The following is a 16,576-nucleotide window of genomic DNA, read 5'->3' as shown; positions in this document are numbered from 1 at the left end:
CATCTGCATTCATCTTAACCAAGAAACGCAAAACCAACAACAGAGAGAAGTCCCGATTATGACCGGACCTTCCGCATTAATAATCGGCTTCATGAGCGCTCTCTATCATGCCCAGCAGTACGGATACCGGCTGGGTGCCTGCCTTCCGCGCGACCTCCCTGCCCTCCTTGAACACGACGAGCCATGGGATGCCTTGAAGCTGATAACGGACGGCGGCGACGAAGTTCACATCCGCATTGCACGCGGCAATGCTTGCCCGCCCTTCGGCTTCGGCGGCCAACTGCTCCAGTACGGGGGCCATGGCTTGACAGGGCTTGCACCACGGGGCCCAAAATTCAACCAGCACGATCGGATGCTTCCGTATATGCTCTTCAAATGTGGCATCGGTTAGTTCCACAACCGGCACGAGAACACCTCCTCCCCACTATTATATACCCCGCCCCGTATCAATTCATGCCAAATTTCTTGGGTTAGGCTGCGGCGGTGCCGAGCACGCCCCGCAGGGCAGAACTGATTAAGCGCCCCGCTGCAACCCGAACGCTGCCGCTTCGAATTGTCCTCGCCGCTGTGATATGATGGGTACAAGACCATTGCGAAAAAGGAAGGTGTGAAGAGGCATGCAATACCGCAGATTGGGACGGACCGGTTTGAAAGTATCGGTTATCGGCATCGGGACATGGCAGTTCGGCGGGGAGTGGGGCCACGACTATACGCAGCAGGAAGTGGATCGGATTTTACATAAGGCGAAGCAGCTCGGCATCAACCTGATCGATACCGCCGAATGCTACGGAGACCACCTGTCGGAAGCCTTCATCGGCGATTACCTGCGGAGGGACAAGCGGGAAGATTGGGTCGTCGCCACCAAGTTCGGGCATCAATTCCATTCCCATCTGAACCGCACGGACCGGTATGGGACGGATGAGGTGCGCGGGCAGCTGGAAGCGTCGCTGCGGGCGCTGAAGACGGATTATATCGATCTGTACCAATTCCATTCGGGCAATGATCGGGCGTTCGACAACGATGACCTGTGGACGATGCTCGACAAGCAGGTGCAGGCAGGAACGATCCGGCATATCGGCCTGTCGCTGAACAAGAGCAACAGCATGCATCAGACGGCTTCGGCGACGCAAGTCGGAGCGGGAGCGATTCAGCTCGTCTACAACAGGCTGGAACGCGGGCCCGAGGAAGAGGTGTTCCCTGCTTGCCTCGAGCAGGATCTCGGCGTGCTGGCGCGGGTTCCGCTCGCGAGCGGCTTCCTGAGCGGCAAGTACAAGCCGGGAACCGAGTTCGCCGGCAATGATGTGCGCCATCGCCATGGCCGCGAAGAGCTCGACGAGCGGCTGAAGCAGGTGGAGGAGATTCGGCGGAACGAAGTGCCCGACGGCATGGACATGGCCGAGTGGGCCCTGTCCTGGTGTCTCCGCCATCCGGCGGTCACCTGCGTCATCCCCGGCTGCAAGAACGAGGAGCAGGTGGAGCGCAACGCCCTTGCAGCGCGGCATGCCGCGGACGATCATCCGCAGATCTGGGCGGATCATTAACGGACAAGCCGGCATCTGCGTCTGCGCCGGGATTGGCATTCCTGCATGACAAACAATATGTCTTGATATACGGAGTTGTCCATACTCCGGAACCCGTGATAGTCTTATCGGTAAGGAGCCTGTTGAACCGGCTCCGCGGGAGAAGATACGCCGGCAGAAGCGAAGGAAGGTGTAAGGAATGGCGGAACAGCAAAATGAGCCGAAGAAAATTAATCTGGCGGATGCGATGAGAGAAATGCTGGCCAAGAAGAAGCAGCAGCAGGCGAACCAAAAAGGCGGCTTTTCCGGCTCATCGGCAGCCAAAGTGTTAAAAAGCCAAAATACGAAGAAGCCGAATAACCAGCGGCGCCGCACGGGTGGATCCTAGCAGCGTGCCGCAAATGGATCAAGAGGCTGTCCCAAAGGCAGTTCACGCGGAGGCGGGGCAAGACGGGACAACAGAGAATATAGAGGCCGGAAGATAGCGGTGGAAGATGGATGATGCAGTGAAATGCTGCGTTAACGCAGGAATTTACGCCCTTCGAGTCGATATTCCATTAAATTCCTGAAAAATACATTATTCCCCCCGTTTTTTTGCTTTCTATCTCTTTCATATGTTGAATTCATGCGGTTTTGCAGGAATTCCTGTAACGAAGCCAACGGCATAAGGGAAAACTGCATTTATGCAGTTTTTCGGCAAGTCGAGCTTTGAGATCAGGGGGCTGTCCCACGGTAGCGAAAACTACTTAAAGGACAGCCCCTTGTTCGCGTTCAGCGATCGACCCAGCCTCCAGGCAGGCCAGACGGCTTGACGCTTGCCGTGCCTGCTACGCCCGCTCCGCCCTGTCCTCGAACGAGACGAGCAGCGAATGGTGGCAGGCCGTCTGCAGATCGCGCCAGACCCGGTTCAATGGGGCGCTCTTCATGACCGACGTCATCCCCATGTACGGGAAGACCGCTTGGGCGCATTCGAGCGTGGCCCGGGCCGCGTGCCGGCAGGACGCGGTCACGCGCGACTGCTCATCTTCGTCCAGCGCATCGCCTCGGGCGACCCGCTCCCATGAGGACTCCAGCTCCCCGTAGAACGGCTCGACAGCGGCAGCCAGCGTCGAGCGCTGTGCCGCGAGCAGCCGCTCGACGAAGGCGGCCCGTTCGGAGGTTGACCAGGCGGCGCGCCGGGCTTCCAGCATTCGCTCCGCTTCGTCGAGGAAGCGGCGCCCCAGCCCGATAGCGACGCCGGCGAACGATGCCTGCGCGAACGGAAGGAACGGATAATCGTAGATCGGATCCCGGTCCTCAGTCTGGCGCTCCGTCAGCAGGAAGGTCATGTCCTCCGGCACGAATTGATCTTGCACGGACATCGTATGGCTGTCCGTCGCCTGCAGGCCGAAGGCATCCCAATCCTCCTCAATCGTCACCTGCTCCGGCAGGAAAGCGAACGATCGCATCTCTTGCTCCGCCGCGAGGCCATCATTCTCGATCAGCGCATTCGCCGTGAACAGGCTCGCATGCTTCGAGCCGCTGCAATATTTCCATTGACCGGTGACGATATATCCTCCCTCGACGCGGCGGGCTGTTCCCGTCGGCATGCCCGAGCCGGCCACGACCGCCCCCGGCGGCGAGAACAACCGCTCCGCGGACGCAGGCGGCAAGAACGGAACGAAGAAGCCGCCCCCGGAACCGATCGTTATCGTCCAGCCGACATTCCCGTCGACCCAGGAAGCCTCTTCGAAGAGACGAACCGCCTCCGGCAGCGGCGTCATGCTCCCTCCAAGACGCTTCGGCACGAACAGCTTGAACCAGCCCTTATTGAACAGCAGATCGAGGACGCCCGGCGCCAGGCTTCTTGACCGCTCCATGTCCGCCGACCGCTCGCGGATATACGCAATTTCATCTGAGTTGAAAAACATCGGCATCACTCCTGCTTCTCCGGTCTTGATGGTATGCAATCCGGGACGGGAACTCGTCCGCTCCCGCCCTGCTCTTTCCAATATATCATAGGACCCCGGCAGAGGACAGGCGCAGCGATGCGGGACGGGCAGAGCGCTTCCGCCTTCGGTTCGAGCCATTGCTTTGCCCGCCTCCATTCTTTATCATAGAAGCAAGTGAACCGAGACAGCTCCTTGACGGGCTTCGCACCGGCAAGCGCGGAGCCGGATCTGACCATTCCCGAGCGGAAACGGAGGGCAAGACTATGATTCGTACGGTGTTGTTTGATTTCGACGGCACATTGGCGGATACGTTGCCATTGTCTTTGCATGCATTTCGGCTGGTCTTCCAGACCTATGACAAGCGAACGCTGACAGACCATGACATCATCTCCATGTTCGGTCCGACGGAAGAGGGCATTTTGGCGGCCAACCTCCGTCATAAGGGCTTCCTTCCGCAAGCGATCGAAGCGTATTATGAACACTACCGCCGCTGGCATCCGAGCCGGGCCCTCTCCTCGGAGGCGGTCATGAACCTGCTGCGGGAGCTGAAGGCGCGGGGCTTATCCATTGGCGTCCTGACGGGCAAGAGCCGGCGATCCTACGAGATATCGGTCCGGCAGCTCGGACTGGACGCGTATATCGACGAGGCGGTGACCGGCGATGACGTGCAGCAGCCGAAGCCCCATCCGGAAGGCATCCATCAGCTTCTGCAGACAATCGGCCTGGCTCCGAACGAGATCGTATGGGTCGGCGACAGCGAGGCCGATATCGCCGCCGGCCGCAGAGCCGGCGTCCTCACGTTCGCGGCCCAATGGTTCGGGACGGTGCAGACGCGGCAATTCGAGACCCAGCCGCACGGAATATTGCGGCAGCCCCAGGAGCTGCTGGACGTTATCGGCAGCCAGGGAAGCGATTCATCCGCCGATCGCCGCTGGCTCGACTGGACGCTGCGCATTCAGGCGATCGCCCAGACCGGCCTCGCTTACGGCAAGGATATCTATGACCGCGAGCGGTACGAAGAGCTGCGCGACATCAGCGTCGCCATGATGGCGGAGCAATCCGGGGCGGAGAAGCGGGCGGTGGAGCTGGCCTTCGCCCGGGACAGCGGCTATGCCACCCCGAAGGTCGACATTCGCGGCGTCGTATTCCAGGGCAACCGCATCCTGCTGGTCAAGGAGAAATCGGACGGATGCTGGGCGCTGCCGGGCGGTTGGGCCGATGTCGGCCTCTCGCCGGCCGAAGTCGCCGTGAAGGAGATTAAGGAAGAGTCGGGCTATGACGCGGAAGCGGTCCGTCTGCTGGCCGTGCTCGATAAGCGGCTGCACCGCCATCCTCCCGGGCCCTATCATGTCTACAAGATTTTCATTCAATGCCGGCTGTCGGGCGGCAAGGCGAGCGGCGGGATCGAGACGGAAGATGTCCGCTTCTTCCCCGAAGACGATCTGCCCGCTCTATCGGTGCAGCGCAACACGGCAGCCCAGCTTCACATGCTGTTCCAATTCAATCGCCGGCCGGAGCAGCACGCCTTATTCGATTGATTCCTCCTATATGACGATGCGAATAGAACGTGCCCGGGCAGACCGGGTATCATCACGAGATCCTCTACAAGTACAGAATGGAGTGGCAGCAATGGCTCAACTATATTACCGCTACGGAGCGATGAACAGCGGCAAATCGATCGAAGTGCTCAAGGTGGCCCATAACCATGAGGAGCAGAACAAGCCGGTGCTTATCTTTACCTCGGCAGTGGACGATCGGGACGGCGTCGGGTATGTGTCGTCCCGCATCGGCTTGAAGCGCCCCGCGCGGCTTGTCCATGCCGATACGAATCTTTTCCGGGAGGTCTCCCTGCACGGCGGCCCTGTCTCCTGCGTGCTCGTCGACGAAGTCCAGTTCCTGACCAAGGAGCAGGTCCTTCAGTTGGCCCGCATCGTCGACGAGCTGGATATTCCGGTCATGGGCTTCGGTCTCAAGAATGACTTCCGCAATGAGCTGTTCGAGGGCAGCCGTTATATGCTGCTGTATGCGGATAAAATCGAGGAAATGAAAACCATCTGCTGGTTCTGCGAACGGAAGGCGACGATGAATCTTCGCATCGGCGACGACGGCAAGCCCGTCTATTCCGGCGAGCAGATCCAGATTGGCGGCAATGAACGGTACTACCCGGTATGCCGCCGCTGTTATTTCCATCCCCCTTTGTAACGGATACTTAAGGACGGGAAGCGAAACCAACTATCTGCATTCCCAAAAACCCAGCGCCGTACGGCGCTGGGTTAGCGGTTTGAGATAGCTTTTTAATTTCTTTACAAGATTACTCCGTGATTTTTTCAAGGATAGGCGAAATCGCAATTGGCGGGAGCGACATTGTCATCGCTTCATTGACTTTGTCTCCTACCGCATAGGCTTCATTTTCCGGAGAAGGAACTAATAATATCTTGCCTTGATTGACAAGCTCCCACCACTCCCCTTGCAGGGCTTCTTCTTTTGTCGGCGCATTCGCAATCGTCATATACGTGCCACCAATGGAAATAACATATCCGGTGAAAGGCACTAGTTCCTGTTCCTCAATGGCTGAGCCGGCAATCCTCATCGATGCAGATTCATCCGCATGCGCAAAAGTCGGCGTTACTCCTGCCGTAAACCCTAAACCTAACGAGAGAGCGAGCACTCCAACCACTAACTTTTTCTTGGTAATCATATTTGTGATCCTCCTTCTATATTTTGGTACAGGAATATATTTCTATATACAAGTTTAATATCCTTTTATTTTTCCGTTAATTAACAATATTGTCACAAACCATTATGATTTGGAGTGCTTTCAGCGGCGCTGATCCGCTATGAAGAGTAATTCACTCCCCGATTGGACACAATTCTCCTTGTACGATCCGTTAGGAGGAGAGATGATAATGAACGATTCCAGCAGCCCGAAAATGGAGCATGTGCGCAAGCAATTTCAGGATTGCATGGATTTCCAGGAACGCTCCTTCCCGAATTGTCAATTCCATGTCTTCTATTTAGCGGGATTGGCCGGTCACGATGAACTGCTTCGCGAGGTGATCGCTCCGCGCTACCGATCAAGAAGCGTCGGATATACTCTCCCGGCCTCAATATTCGCTAGCCCGTACGTCCAAGGAGTGCGTTGATGGCATTTTGCAAGGAAAAGCGGCCTTGTTCCATCACACCCTTACCTACTTGATTGATATCGCCCCCCCTGTCGGCAGAAGCGTAGAGCAATCGGAGACCGAGACGGTAATCTCCGGGCGGCATGACGGATTCGTGGAGAATCTAAGAGAGAATGTCGCTGTCGTCCGCCAACGGGTGCGCAGCTCCAACCTCAAAGCGATCCGCCTGTCCGTCGGCGAAATCTCGAAAACGGATGTCGTCCTTATGTATATCGAAGATATTGTCAATCCCGAGCTTGTCGAGAAATTGAAGAAGCGGATTAACGACATGGAGATTGACGCCGTATTTGAGACGGCAAAGAAAAGAACTTCTGGAGACCAGTTACCCCCACTACCCTACGACAGGGGAATATATCTACAAGCTGCTGCATTCGGTCATCGAAAGCGCTATGATTCCCGAAGCGAATATATACAGCTTCATCCGGGACCTGTTCGATGACGGGATCGATCCGGTTGCACCGGTAATGAAGGCGCACCCCGAGACGATCGAAGTGGCAGGCATCGCGTTATTCCGGGGGAACAATATGTGGGGCAGATTCCCGCCCCGAAGGGTCTCCTGCTGTCCATGCTGAGAAGCTGCTCCCCGAATGGAGAGATGATGTTCCAACTCGAGGGGGAAGGCGGCAATAAAGAGCATGTGATGCTCGGTTCCATGTCCAACAAGAGGACGGTCAGCGTCTATCACCGGAACGGGCGCGATCTCGAAATCCGCGTCGATCTCGAAATCGGCGGCTCCATTCTGGAATACACCGGGAAATTGTCGTCCAGGCACTATGAGAACCAGCGGCGGCTGGACCGGTTGATGACCGAGTATGTCAAAAAGGAAGCCGAGGAGATGATACGATCCGTCCAGGAGAAAAAAGTCGACCCCTTCGGATTCGGACAATATGTCCGCAACCAGATCGGCTTCAAGGCGTGGAAAGCCCTCGATTGGCATGAGACCTTCCTGCGTTTATAGGAATTTACATGGTTTCGCCGCTATTTGATGGAATTCCTGCTAAAGTCAGAGTGTTGAGAAAGTCTATGTTAATTACCCATTCACCGCGTTAATTTGGTATAATGTTCTTATCATAATCCATGGAAAGCGCGGTGTTTGTATGCTTTACACGAATGATCCCAACCCACAACTGGACTATGAACTGGTTTGTCTTGAGCATATGGTTGCCCCTGATCACTTGCTTCGTCATATCGATAAACATATTGATTTTACCTTTATTTTGGACCTTGTGCGTCCTTACTACAGCGAGTCGAACGGCCGACCATCTGTGGATCCCATTGTGTTCTTTAAAATGCTGCTGATCGGCTACTTGTATAACATTCGCTCAGAGCGAGAACTGGAGCGAGTCGTCAACGATTCCCTGGCTTTTCGGTGGTTCTTACGGCTCGGGCTTTCCGGCAAAGCGCCTGACCATTCGATCTTTAGCTGGAACCGGAAAAATCGGTTTAAGGATACTACCGTCTTCCAAGATATCTTCGATAATATCGTTCAGCAGGCGATTCAGCACAACATGGTGGGAGGGCGGCTGCTCTTTACCGACTCCACGCATATCAAGGCAAATGCCAATAACGGACGGTACGAGAAACGAGAAGTCACTTGTACGCCTTATGAATATCTCCAAGAGCTGGAGCAAGCCGTGAATGAGGATCGGGTCGCTTTTGGAAAAAAGCCACTGCCTCCCAAAGAGGAGGCCGAAACCAAGGAACAAAAAGTTAGCTTAACAGATCCGGATAGCGGAAACCTGAATCGGGATGGAAAACCGGAAGGGTTTCATTATTTAGATCACCGCACCGTAGATCATAAATACAACGTGATTACGGACTGCTACGTTACGCCTGGAAATGTGAATGATTCGGTTGTTTATGTGGATCGTCTACTACATCAAATAGAGAAGTTTGGCTGGGAAAAGTCGCTGGAGGCCGTTGCACTCGACTCTGGTTACATGACGGCCTATGTTTGTTACCGTACGAACAAATTAAACATCACGGCAGTTATTCCAGAGCGTTCGACCCGTGAACACGGTGTATTTCCCAAAGAGAAATTTCATTATGATGCAGAAAAGAATGTTTTTATCTGTCCAAACCAGCAAAAACTCACGTACCGCACCACAACACGAAAAGGATTCAGAGATTATAAATCCGATCCCAAACAATGCGCTGCCTGTCCATTATTGAGCAAGTGTAACGAGAACAAAAATAAACAACGCACCATACAACGGCATATCTGGGAAGAACACAAAGAGAAAGTAGTTCAAAACTTCCAGAGTGAGAGCGGAAAAGCCGTTTATGCCCTACGCGCCCAAACCATTGAGCGAAGTTTCGCGGATGCCAAAGTGCTCCATGGACTTCGCTATTGCCGATTTCGGGGAAGAGACAAGGTGCAGGAGCAAGTGCTGATGACAGCCACTGCACAGAACATAAAAAAGATAGCCACACATCTCGCCAGAAGGGTGGGGTAAAGCAAAGACCCCATCCCCCCTCCATTCTCTCTCACCAAACACCACTTTTTCCCAGCAAAATGATATTACATTGATATTACTTCGTAAAAAACAGGGGTTTTCCAACAGCCTGTAAAGTGCATCCTTTTCGCCGATTCCTGCTTTCAATCCATTGGCATGACTGAAATTCCATGCCGTTTTGCAGAACTATCGGTACCGGAGTAAACGCCACAAGGAAAACTGCATTTTCGCAGTTTTTCCGGCAAGTCGAGCTGTAAGAAGAAGAGGGGGCTGTCTCACCGCAGCTAAAAACTGCTTTTGGGACAGCCCATAGTCGCGGCGTCAACCGTTCGTTCCGGTTAAGACGATATCAACGCAGATGAGGGAAGTCCTCCATTGGAATCTCGCCGTCGAGCCCCAGGTAGTAACGCCGGATCGGCGCGAGCGAGTCATCCAATTCATAGACAAGCGGCGTCCCGGTCGGGATATTGAGACTGACGATGCCGTCGGACGTCAGATTGTCCAGATACCGGACCAACGCCCGGATCGTATTGCCGTGAGCGGACACGATGAGGCGCTTGCCGCCCGAGATGGCGGGAGCGAGCGTCTCATTCCAATAGCTGAGCACGCGGGCTTCCGTATCGTCCAGATTTTCCGTCACAGGAAATTCTCCTTCGCGGAGATCCCGGTATTGGGGAGCGGACGCTTCATACCGCGGATCGCTCGGGTCCAGCGCAGGCGGTCTCACATCGACGGAGCGGCGCCATAGCTGAACCTGCTCCTGACCGTACCGTTCGGCCGTCTCCGCCTTATTCAGGCCCTGAAGCGCTCCGTAATGCCGTTCATTGAGCTTCCATGTCTTATGGACCGGAATCCACATGAGGTCCATCTCATGCAGCACGATCCAGAGCGTGCGGATCGCCCGCTTCAGCACCGAAGCATGCCCTTCGTCGAAGGTGTAGCCATGCTTTTTCAAGATTTCTCCTGCCAGACGCGCTTCCTTCAGGCCTTGCTCCGACAAGTCGACATCGGTCCAGCCGGTGAAGCGGTTCTCCAAATTCCAGACGCTCTGGCCGTGGCGCAGCAATACGAGTTTGTTCATCTCAATCCCTCCTGCTTCATCCGGTTCCAACCGGTATATCTGATATGGATGATTATAGCAAATCTCGGCGGCCATATCGAATGCGCCGCCTCCCTGCGTTCCCGTACCGATCCTATCGGGCGCGCGGCACAAGATGCCCCGGTGACACGATGGCCCGGCGGATGAGAAAGTTGAGTATTTTGCGCCTCCCGCCTTATACTACGTATAGAGCGAAGCTTGGCTTGGCTTGCATCCATCCCCGCTGTCGGGAAGGAGAAGATCAGATTTACATATTACATTGAATCGAACGCCATGCTGAAGGAGCGTGTTGACATGAACTGGTTGGCTGAAGTCGAGAAGAGAAAAGAAGAGCTGCTGCAAGACCTGCAAGGCCTGCTCCGGATTGAGAGCACGAAGGACAACGCTACGGCCGGGCCGGGACAGCCGATGGGACGAAATATCGCCCAAGCGCTGGATTATATGCTCGGGCTGTCGGAGCGGGAGCAATTCCGCACCGGCAATCTCGACGGCTATGTCGGCTATGCCGAATACGGGAATGAGGCGGCGCCGGAATATGTGGGCGTGCTGTGCCATCTGGACGTCGTCCCGGCGACCGGACAGTGGACCACCCCGCCGTTCGAGCCGGATATCCGCGACGGGAAGCTGTTCGCCCGGGGCGCGATCGATGACAAGGGCCCGACGATGGCCGCCTTCTACGGTCTCAAGCTCGTCAAGGACCTGGGCCTGCCGCTCAAGCGCCGGGTGCGCGTCATCTTCGGAACGGACGAAGAGAGCGGAATGGAGTGCATGAAGACTTATACCGAGCGGGAACCCATGCCGGTGTCCGGGTTCGCGCCGGATGCTGATTTCCCGATTACTCATGCGGAGAAGGGGCAGATCAATACGAAGTTCTGCCTTCGCGGCTTCGGCCGTTCTTCATCCGGCAATTCTGCGGCGCCGCAATACAAGCTCGTCCGCTTCGATGGCGGAGGCATCGCCAATATGGTGCCGGAATCGGCCGTCGCCGTCGTCGCGGGCGAAGCAGAAGCGCTCGCTTCCCTTACCGAGCGCTATGAGGCGTACTGCGCCGATGCGGGACTGGCCGGCGCCGCGGAAATGAACGATGGTCAAGCAACCCTGCGCATGCGGGGCAAATCGGCGCACGGGATGGAGCCGCATGTCGGCGTTAACGCCGCCTTGAAGCTCATCCGTTTCCTGGGCGGGTACACCTTCCAGCCGGATGCCGCGCGGTATATCGGGTTCATTGACAAGCATCTGGTCGATGATCATCTGGGCACCGCCCTCGGCATTGCCTGTGTCGATGACATTACCGGGCCGCTCACGGTCAATGCGGGTATTTTCCAATACGATGGCGAGTCGGATCCGTTCTTCCATCTCAATATCCGCTTCCCGGTCTCCTACAGCTCTGCCGATGTGCTGAAGCCGCTGGAGGAGAAGATTGCGGAATACGGCATCGAGATGGATCGCGAGATTGATCTGAAAGAGCCGCATCATGTCGATCGGAACCATCCGATGATTCGGACGCTCCAGCAAATCTACCAGGAAGAGACGCAGTTGGAGCCGACGCTGCTCACGACCGGCGGCGGAACCTATGCGGCCTTCCTCGACAACGGCGTAGCCTTCGGCCCCCTCTTCCCGGGACGCGAAGAGACCGCGCATCAGGTCGATGAGTACATCATTATCGACGACCTGCTGAAGGCAACCGCCATCTATGCCCGCGCCATCTATGAGCTGGCCAATCTGGAAGATTGATTGAAGCGGATGGCTCGCTGTTCCCGCCCTCTCCCGCCTCTCTGGCGTATCAATGAAATCGGACCCTCCTGGGCATATTAGGGGTATAACGATAAGGGAGGGATTGGGAACGTGAGTGATTTGTTGAAAAAAGCGGTCTCCCTGGGCTGGGGCCTCGCCGTGGTCAGCAAGGAGAAAATCGAAGCCGCCGTCGACGAGCTTGTCCAGAAGGGACAGCTCGCTCCCGAGCAGTCCAAGGCGCTCGTTAACCAACTGGTGGAACGGGGAGAAGAGGAGCAGGCCTCCTTCAGCGCCTCGCTTCAGGATATGGTGAAGCGCAAGCTGCAGGACTTGGATGTGGCCGCCGGCTCCGACCTGATCGCGCTGAAGCAGCGGGTGATGATGCTGGAGCAGCGGGTTGCCGCGCTCGAAGGGGCTGACCCGGAAGAACCCCGCGAAGAAGATGGACAGCCGAATATGGAGACGGACGGCCGTGCGGATTAGGCACGCCGGCCGCTACCGCGATATCGCCATGGCGCTCATGCGTCATGGCTTCGGCTATGTTGTGGAGGAAATCGGATTGCGCCGGGTATTGTCTCTGCCCCGCCGCTGGGTTACGCAGGAGACGCTGCAGACGAAGTCGCTGGGCGAACGCCTTCGCCTCGTGCTGGAGGAGCTCGGCCCGGCATTCATCAAGCTGGGCCAGCTGCTCAGCACCCGGGCCGATCTGCTGCCGGGCAGCATCATTCAAGAGCTGGAGAAGCTGCAGGATCAAGTGCCGCCCTTCACGGGCGCCGAAGCCGGCCGCATCATCGAGGACGAGCTGGGCCGGCCGCTTGGGCAGCTTTTTCTGCGCTTCGATGATATCCCGCTCGCCGCCGCCTCCATCGGCCAGGTTCACAAGGCTTGGCTGCCGAACGGCGAAGCGGTGGCCGTCAAGGTGCAGCGGCCCGGCATTACCTCTATCATCGAGCGGGATCTGGAAATACTCCAGGGGCTGACCGAAGCGGCGACGCGCCGCTGGACCTGGGTGTCCGAGTATCAGATCCCGGAGATGGTTCAGGAATTCGCCAAATCGATGATTGCCGAGCTCGACTATCAGCATGAAGGGCGCAACAACGACAAGATCGCGCAGCTGCTGCGCAGAGACCCCGGCATCCATATTCCGCGCATCGATTGGGAACGATCCTCGGCCAAGGTGCTGACGATGGAATATGTGGACGGCATGATGCTGAACCACTATACGGAACGGTTCCCGAAGGGGCCGGAGCGCAAGTCGATCGCCGAGCGCCTCGTGCATGCGATGCTGCACCTGATCTTCATCGACGGCTTCTTCCACGCCGACCCCCATCCGGGCAATATTATGGTGCTCGATCAGAACCGGATCGCCCTGATCGACTTCGGCATGGTCGGCCAACTGAATGGGGAAATGAAAGAGAATTTAGCGGAGCTGATTATTGCGCTGATGCAGCATCGAACGTCGGGCATGCTCCGGGCGATTGCCCGGCTCTGCCTCATCTCCGACAAGACGGACATGGATGCGCTTCGCCGCGACCTGGACCGGCTGCGGGACCGGTACTACGACGTGCCGTTCTCCGAGATGAGCCTCGGCCAGTCTCTCCATGACTTGTTCGCCGTCGCCAAGAAGCACCGGATCGTGTTCCCTCCCGATCTGATTCTGTTGGCCAAGGCGCTGCTCACCTTGGAAGGCATCGTGGAGAGGCTCGATCCGACCCTCTCCATCCTCGATATGGCCGAGCCGTTCGGCGTCAAGCTGCTGAAGGAGAAATACAGCTTCCGCCGCATTCAGAAGAAGGTTGTCGGCGGCGCGCTCGATCTGGCGCAAGCGGTGTCCGATCTGCCGATGCAGGCGAATCGGCTCGCCTCCCTCCTCAGCCGGGGCAAGATCAAGGCCGAGATGGAGCTGCGCGATCTGGAGCATGTGCTGCACAAGCTCGATCAGATCAGCAACCGGCTCTCCTTCAGCATTGTGCTGCTTGCCTTCAGCATCATTATGGTCGGGCTGATCGTCGGCTCCTCGCTCAGCAGGAAGCCGACGCTGCTCTGGGACATTCCCGCGATCGAGATCGGCTTCCTCATCGCGGCCTTGATGTTCATCTGGCTGCTCCTGTCGATTTTCCGATCCGGCAGGTTCTAGCAGCACAATTCGGGGAGCTGTGCCAAGGACGCGTCTCCCCGTCTCTATCCTCTTTACTCTGCGCAACTGTGAAGCAGCAGCTCCTGCCTTCCCCGCCCTCCCTCCGGATCCGGAGAAGCATACTCAATCTCTTGCTTGGAATTCACATAGACAAAGTACGGATATTCCGTAATCCGGTAGGATTCAAATATTTTATACCCGGCTTGCAAAAAACGGATTCCTTTACTATGGCTATACAGCTCTTGGTAGCCGCCAATTCCCCCTTCTTTGAGCAAAACGGCAGCATGCAGATCGGATCCCTGCTCCATATTTGCTTGAATCCATCTCTCTAGTGAAGGAATGCAATAAGGGCAGTCTGAATCGATAAAAATAAGCAGTATTCCCTTCTTCCCTATGGCATCGGTTAAATCAAAGAGGGTATCGTCGGCATCCGGCAAGACAAACGAGGGAGCTTGCTGGTGCAGCAAGGGGTAGAGGCGGCGGCTCTCCCCTTCTCCTTCCATGCTTTTCGTCCGATGAAGCATAGAGGACAAGGATTTGTACAGAAAGATAGTGGCGAATATAACGCACGCTAGCAAAGCGAATTGAAAATAGATAACCACATTCAACCTCCGCCAAAAAAATCTCGTCCTTGCGCATATACCAAATTATGTATATACTCAATTCATATCATACTTGTTTTTTACTATGATGGCAAATATTGATGAAAGGCGAGAAATGATGTATTCCTTTTCAAATATTTGGCACGGGTCCCGGTTTGCCATTCTTTATATTTGGAGATTGCACAAACCCTATTTTTACGTTTCCATTGCGCTTCATCTCGCACTAGGTTTATTGCCTTTGCTTAGCGTATGGACGATGCAAGAACTCGTGAACGAGGTTATTTTAATCGCTCAACCTGGACATGGATTTGCCACGGCGTTATCGATTTTAAGCTTCCAAATGGTGATCATTCTTTCTGCTTATATTCTTCAATTTTTTTCTCAATTAAATGATCAAAAACTTGAAAATCTGCTCGGACTGGTGCTCAAAAAACAGATCTTCGGCAAAATTATGAATCTGCCCTACTCCACCTTTGAGGATCCGTCTTTTTACGATCAGAACCAGCGAATTATCAATAGCCACTTCCAGATCGTTTCCATGGTTAAGACCATCATGTCTTTAGGAAGCACCATCGTCACGGTTCTATCTTTAGTTGGCTACATTACCAATATCCATTGGGGCTTGCTGGTCATTATCTTTGTATTTTCAATTCCGATCCTGATGATTCATATCCGTTTTGGCAATAAAAGATATGTTCTCACTCGCTTTTTGACTCCCTACCACAGAAGAGAAATGTACATATCCGATCTCCTGAGCCAACGAGATTCTTTGAAAGAAATTCGCCTCTTTGGATTGGGCTCGCATCTGATCGAAAAATGGTCTTCGTTCTATAAGCGGAGCGCGCAAGAAAAATACAATTTATCCAAAAATCAAGGCATATGGGAGCTTGCCGGCAGCATGCTGCTCACGTTAACCTATATTGTTTCCGGGATTCTCATTATCTTCCTGATCTCGGCCAAGAGGATAGAAATCGGGGCGTTTGTGGCGGCCCTGCAATCGATTCAAAATATTCAGTCGAGTTTGACCGAAATTTCCGCATCGCTGTCCAATATGTATGAAATCAGTTTGTATATAGAGGATTTCAAAACTTTTCAACAAAAAAAGGAGCTGGAAAGTTCATCTTCTCACATCAAATGCGGCGCCATCCATCAGATCAGCGTGCAAAATCTCACGTTTACTTATCCGAATCAAACAAAACCGACCCTCAAAAATATTCATCTGTCTATTAAAAAAGGACAAAAGGTAGTCATCATCGGAGAAAACGGCTCCGGCAAAACCTCGCTGATTAAATGCATGCTAGGTCTGTATGAAACGGGTGAAAATACGATATGCGTCAACCAAATTCCTTTGCGCAGCTATGATATTGCATCTTATCACCAACGGATTGCCGCTTTATTTCAGGATTTCATTGAATATGAATTCAGCGCCCGGGAGAATATCGGCTTTGGCAATCTGAACAACCCGAGTAAGTCCGAAATGATCGCTGCCGCAAGAAAAACGAAAATTCATGAACATATCGCAAAGCTGCCTGAGCGATATGAGTCATTGCTAGGGCGTCATTTTGAAGGAGGCCATGAATTATCCGGCGGGCAATGGCAAAAGCTGGCCTTGTCCAGAGCTCTATTCAAGAACAGCGATCTAATCATACTTGATGAGCCCACCTCATCCATGGACCCGGAATCGGAGCTTGATATTATCCATGAATTATTTCAAGGGAACAATGACAAAGCGGTGCTAATCATAACGCATCGTCTTGGCGTCGCCGTGCAGGCAGACTATATTTTGGTGATGAGGGAAGGCCGAATCGTCGAGGAAGGCACACATCAGGAGCTGTTGCGCCGACAGGGAGAATACCATCGTTTATATCGCGCGCAAACCAAAATTTATAACCAGGAAAGCGGGGTTCTCGTCTAA

At 54.7% G+C, this 16,576-nt stretch carries 18 protein-coding genes; 13 read left to right on the top strand and 5 right to left on the bottom strand.

The annotated features are described in order from the left end of the window. Nucleotides 1-76 precede the first annotated feature (76 nt). Nucleotides 77-406, bottom strand: coding sequence for a thioredoxin family protein (locus tag OCY70_RS26005; protein ID WP_213429550.1), 330 nt, complete (start codon nucleotides 404-406; stop codon nucleotides 77-79). 211 nt (nucleotides 407-617) lie between these two features. On the opposite strand from OCY70_RS26005, the gene OCY70_RS26000 reads away from it, so the two are divergent. Together OCY70_RS26000 and OCY70_RS25995 are read left to right on the top strand one after the other, a co-directional pair. Beyond that, nucleotides 618-1,541 (top strand): aldo/keto reductase, encoded by a 924-nt coding sequence (locus OCY70_RS26000; protein WP_213429549.1) that lies wholly within the window; start codon nucleotides 618-620, stop codon nucleotides 1,539-1,541. 178 nt (nucleotides 1,542-1,719) lie between these two features. After that, entirely contained in the window at nucleotides 1,720-1,908 is a 189-nt protein-coding gene (locus OCY70_RS25995) for a hypothetical protein (protein WP_213429548.1), read from the top strand. A 439-nt stretch (nucleotides 1,909-2,347) separates the two neighbouring features. On the opposite strand, the gene OCY70_RS25990 is transcribed toward OCY70_RS25995, so the two are convergent. Continuing rightward, nucleotides 2,348-3,589, bottom strand: a complete 1,242-nt coding sequence (locus OCY70_RS25990) for an acyl-CoA dehydrogenase (protein WP_249725393.1) — start codon at nucleotides 3,587-3,589, stop codon at nucleotides 2,348-2,350. A 125-nt stretch (nucleotides 3,590-3,714) separates the two neighbouring features. Here OCY70_RS25990 and OCY70_RS35860 point away from each other — a divergent pair, with 125 nt between their 5' ends. Together OCY70_RS35860 and OCY70_RS25975 are read left to right on the top strand one after the other, a co-directional pair. Then, on the top strand, nucleotides 3,715-4,989 hold the full coding sequence (locus OCY70_RS35860) for an NUDIX hydrolase N-terminal domain-containing protein (protein WP_213429547.1): 1,275 nt from the start codon (nucleotides 3,715-3,717) through the stop codon (nucleotides 4,987-4,989). Nucleotides 4,990-5,080: 91 nt separating this feature from the next. After that, entirely contained in the window at nucleotides 5,081-5,653 is a 573-nt protein-coding gene (locus tag OCY70_RS25975; RefSeq protein ID WP_213429546.1) for a thymidine kinase, read from the top strand. A 109-nt stretch (nucleotides 5,654-5,762) separates the two neighbouring features. Here OCY70_RS25975 and OCY70_RS25970 read toward each other — a convergent pair whose 3' ends face one another. Next, nucleotides 5,763-6,149 (bottom strand): DUF3221 domain-containing protein, encoded by a 387-nt coding sequence (locus tag OCY70_RS25970; RefSeq protein ID WP_213429545.1) that lies wholly within the window; start codon nucleotides 6,147-6,149, stop codon nucleotides 5,763-5,765. Between the two features lie 208 nt (nucleotides 6,150-6,357). Between OCY70_RS25970 and OCY70_RS25965 the strand changes: the two genes are divergently transcribed. The 5 genes from OCY70_RS25965 to OCY70_RS25950 all read left to right on the top strand — a co-directional run bounded on the left by OCY70_RS25965 (nucleotide 6,358) and on the right by OCY70_RS25950 (nucleotide 9,089). Continuing rightward, nucleotides 6,358-6,594, top strand: coding sequence for a hypothetical protein (locus OCY70_RS25965; RefSeq protein ID WP_213429544.1), 237 nt, complete (start codon nucleotides 6,358-6,360; stop codon nucleotides 6,592-6,594). Next, a complete protein-coding gene (locus tag OCY70_RS25960; protein WP_261945293.1) occupies nucleotides 6,542-7,072 on the top strand; it encodes a spore germination protein in 531 nt (176 codons plus the stop codon). The genes OCY70_RS25965 and OCY70_RS25960 overlap by 53 nt, the downstream gene beginning before the upstream one ends. After that, the gene (locus OCY70_RS36615) at nucleotides 6,987-7,205 is read left to right on the top strand and encodes a hypothetical protein (RefSeq protein ID WP_449290013.1); all 219 of its coding nucleotides are present in this window, start codon (nucleotides 6,987-6,989) and stop codon (nucleotides 7,203-7,205) included. Before OCY70_RS25960 ends, OCY70_RS36615 begins: the two co-directional genes overlap by 86 nt. After that, nucleotides 7,142-7,591, top strand: a complete 450-nt coding sequence (locus OCY70_RS25955) for a Ger(x)C family spore germination C-terminal domain-containing protein (protein WP_373871494.1) — start codon at nucleotides 7,142-7,144, stop codon at nucleotides 7,589-7,591. The genes OCY70_RS36615 and OCY70_RS25955 overlap by 64 nt, the downstream gene beginning before the upstream one ends. Before the next feature lie 139 nt (nucleotides 7,592-7,730). After that, the gene (locus tag OCY70_RS25950) at nucleotides 7,731-9,089 is read left to right on the top strand and encodes an IS1182 family transposase (protein ID WP_261945018.1); all 1,359 of its coding nucleotides are present in this window, start codon (nucleotides 7,731-7,733) and stop codon (nucleotides 9,087-9,089) included. A 349-nt stretch (nucleotides 9,090-9,438) separates the two neighbouring features. Here the strand turns inward: OCY70_RS25950 and gpmA are convergent, their stop codons facing one another. After that, the gene (gene gpmA / locus OCY70_RS25945; RefSeq protein WP_213429732.1) at nucleotides 9,439-10,170 is read right to left on the bottom strand and encodes a 2,3-diphosphoglycerate-dependent phosphoglycerate mutase; all 732 of its coding nucleotides are present in this window, start codon (nucleotides 10,168-10,170) and stop codon (nucleotides 9,439-9,441) included. Between the two features lie 312 nt (nucleotides 10,171-10,482). Between gpmA and pepV the strand changes: the two genes are divergently transcribed. The 3 genes from pepV (at nucleotide 10,483) to OCY70_RS25930 (ending at nucleotide 14,059) form a co-directional block, all read left to right on the top strand. Further along, entirely contained in the window at nucleotides 10,483-11,922 is a 1,440-nt protein-coding gene (pepV, locus tag OCY70_RS25940) for a dipeptidase PepV (protein ID WP_213429731.1), read from the top strand. Nucleotides 11,923-12,033: 111 nt separating this feature from the next. Continuing rightward, nucleotides 12,034-12,405 (top strand): phasin family protein, encoded by a 372-nt coding sequence (locus tag OCY70_RS25935; protein ID WP_213429730.1) that lies wholly within the window; start codon nucleotides 12,034-12,036, stop codon nucleotides 12,403-12,405. Continuing rightward, on the top strand, nucleotides 12,365-14,059 hold the full coding sequence (locus OCY70_RS25930; protein WP_261945294.1) for an ABC1 kinase family protein: 1,695 nt from the start codon (nucleotides 12,365-12,367) through the stop codon (nucleotides 14,057-14,059). The genes OCY70_RS25935 and OCY70_RS25930 overlap by 41 nt, the downstream gene beginning before the upstream one ends. A gap of 53 nt (nucleotides 14,060-14,112) precedes the next feature. Here the strand turns inward: OCY70_RS25930 and OCY70_RS25925 are convergent, their stop codons facing one another. Further along, a complete protein-coding gene (locus OCY70_RS25925) occupies nucleotides 14,113-14,562 on the bottom strand; it encodes a peroxiredoxin family protein (protein WP_213429729.1) in 450 nt (149 codons plus the stop codon). A 367-nt stretch (nucleotides 14,563-14,929) separates the two neighbouring features. On the opposite strand from OCY70_RS25925, the gene OCY70_RS25920 reads away from it, so the two are divergent. Continuing rightward, nucleotides 14,930-16,576 carry an ABC transporter ATP-binding protein gene (locus tag OCY70_RS25920; protein ID WP_213429728.1) on the top strand — a complete coding sequence of 549 codons (1,647 nt, stop codon included), beginning with the start codon at nucleotides 14,930-14,932 and terminating at the stop codon, nucleotides 16,574-16,576.

Source organism: Paenibacillus melissococcoides, from assembly GCA_944800085.1.
Taxonomy (GTDB): Bacteria; Bacillota; Bacilli; order Paenibacillales; family Paenibacillaceae; genus Paenibacillus_B; species Paenibacillus_B melissococcoides.
This window is presented reverse-complemented; position numbering and strand designations above follow the sequence as displayed.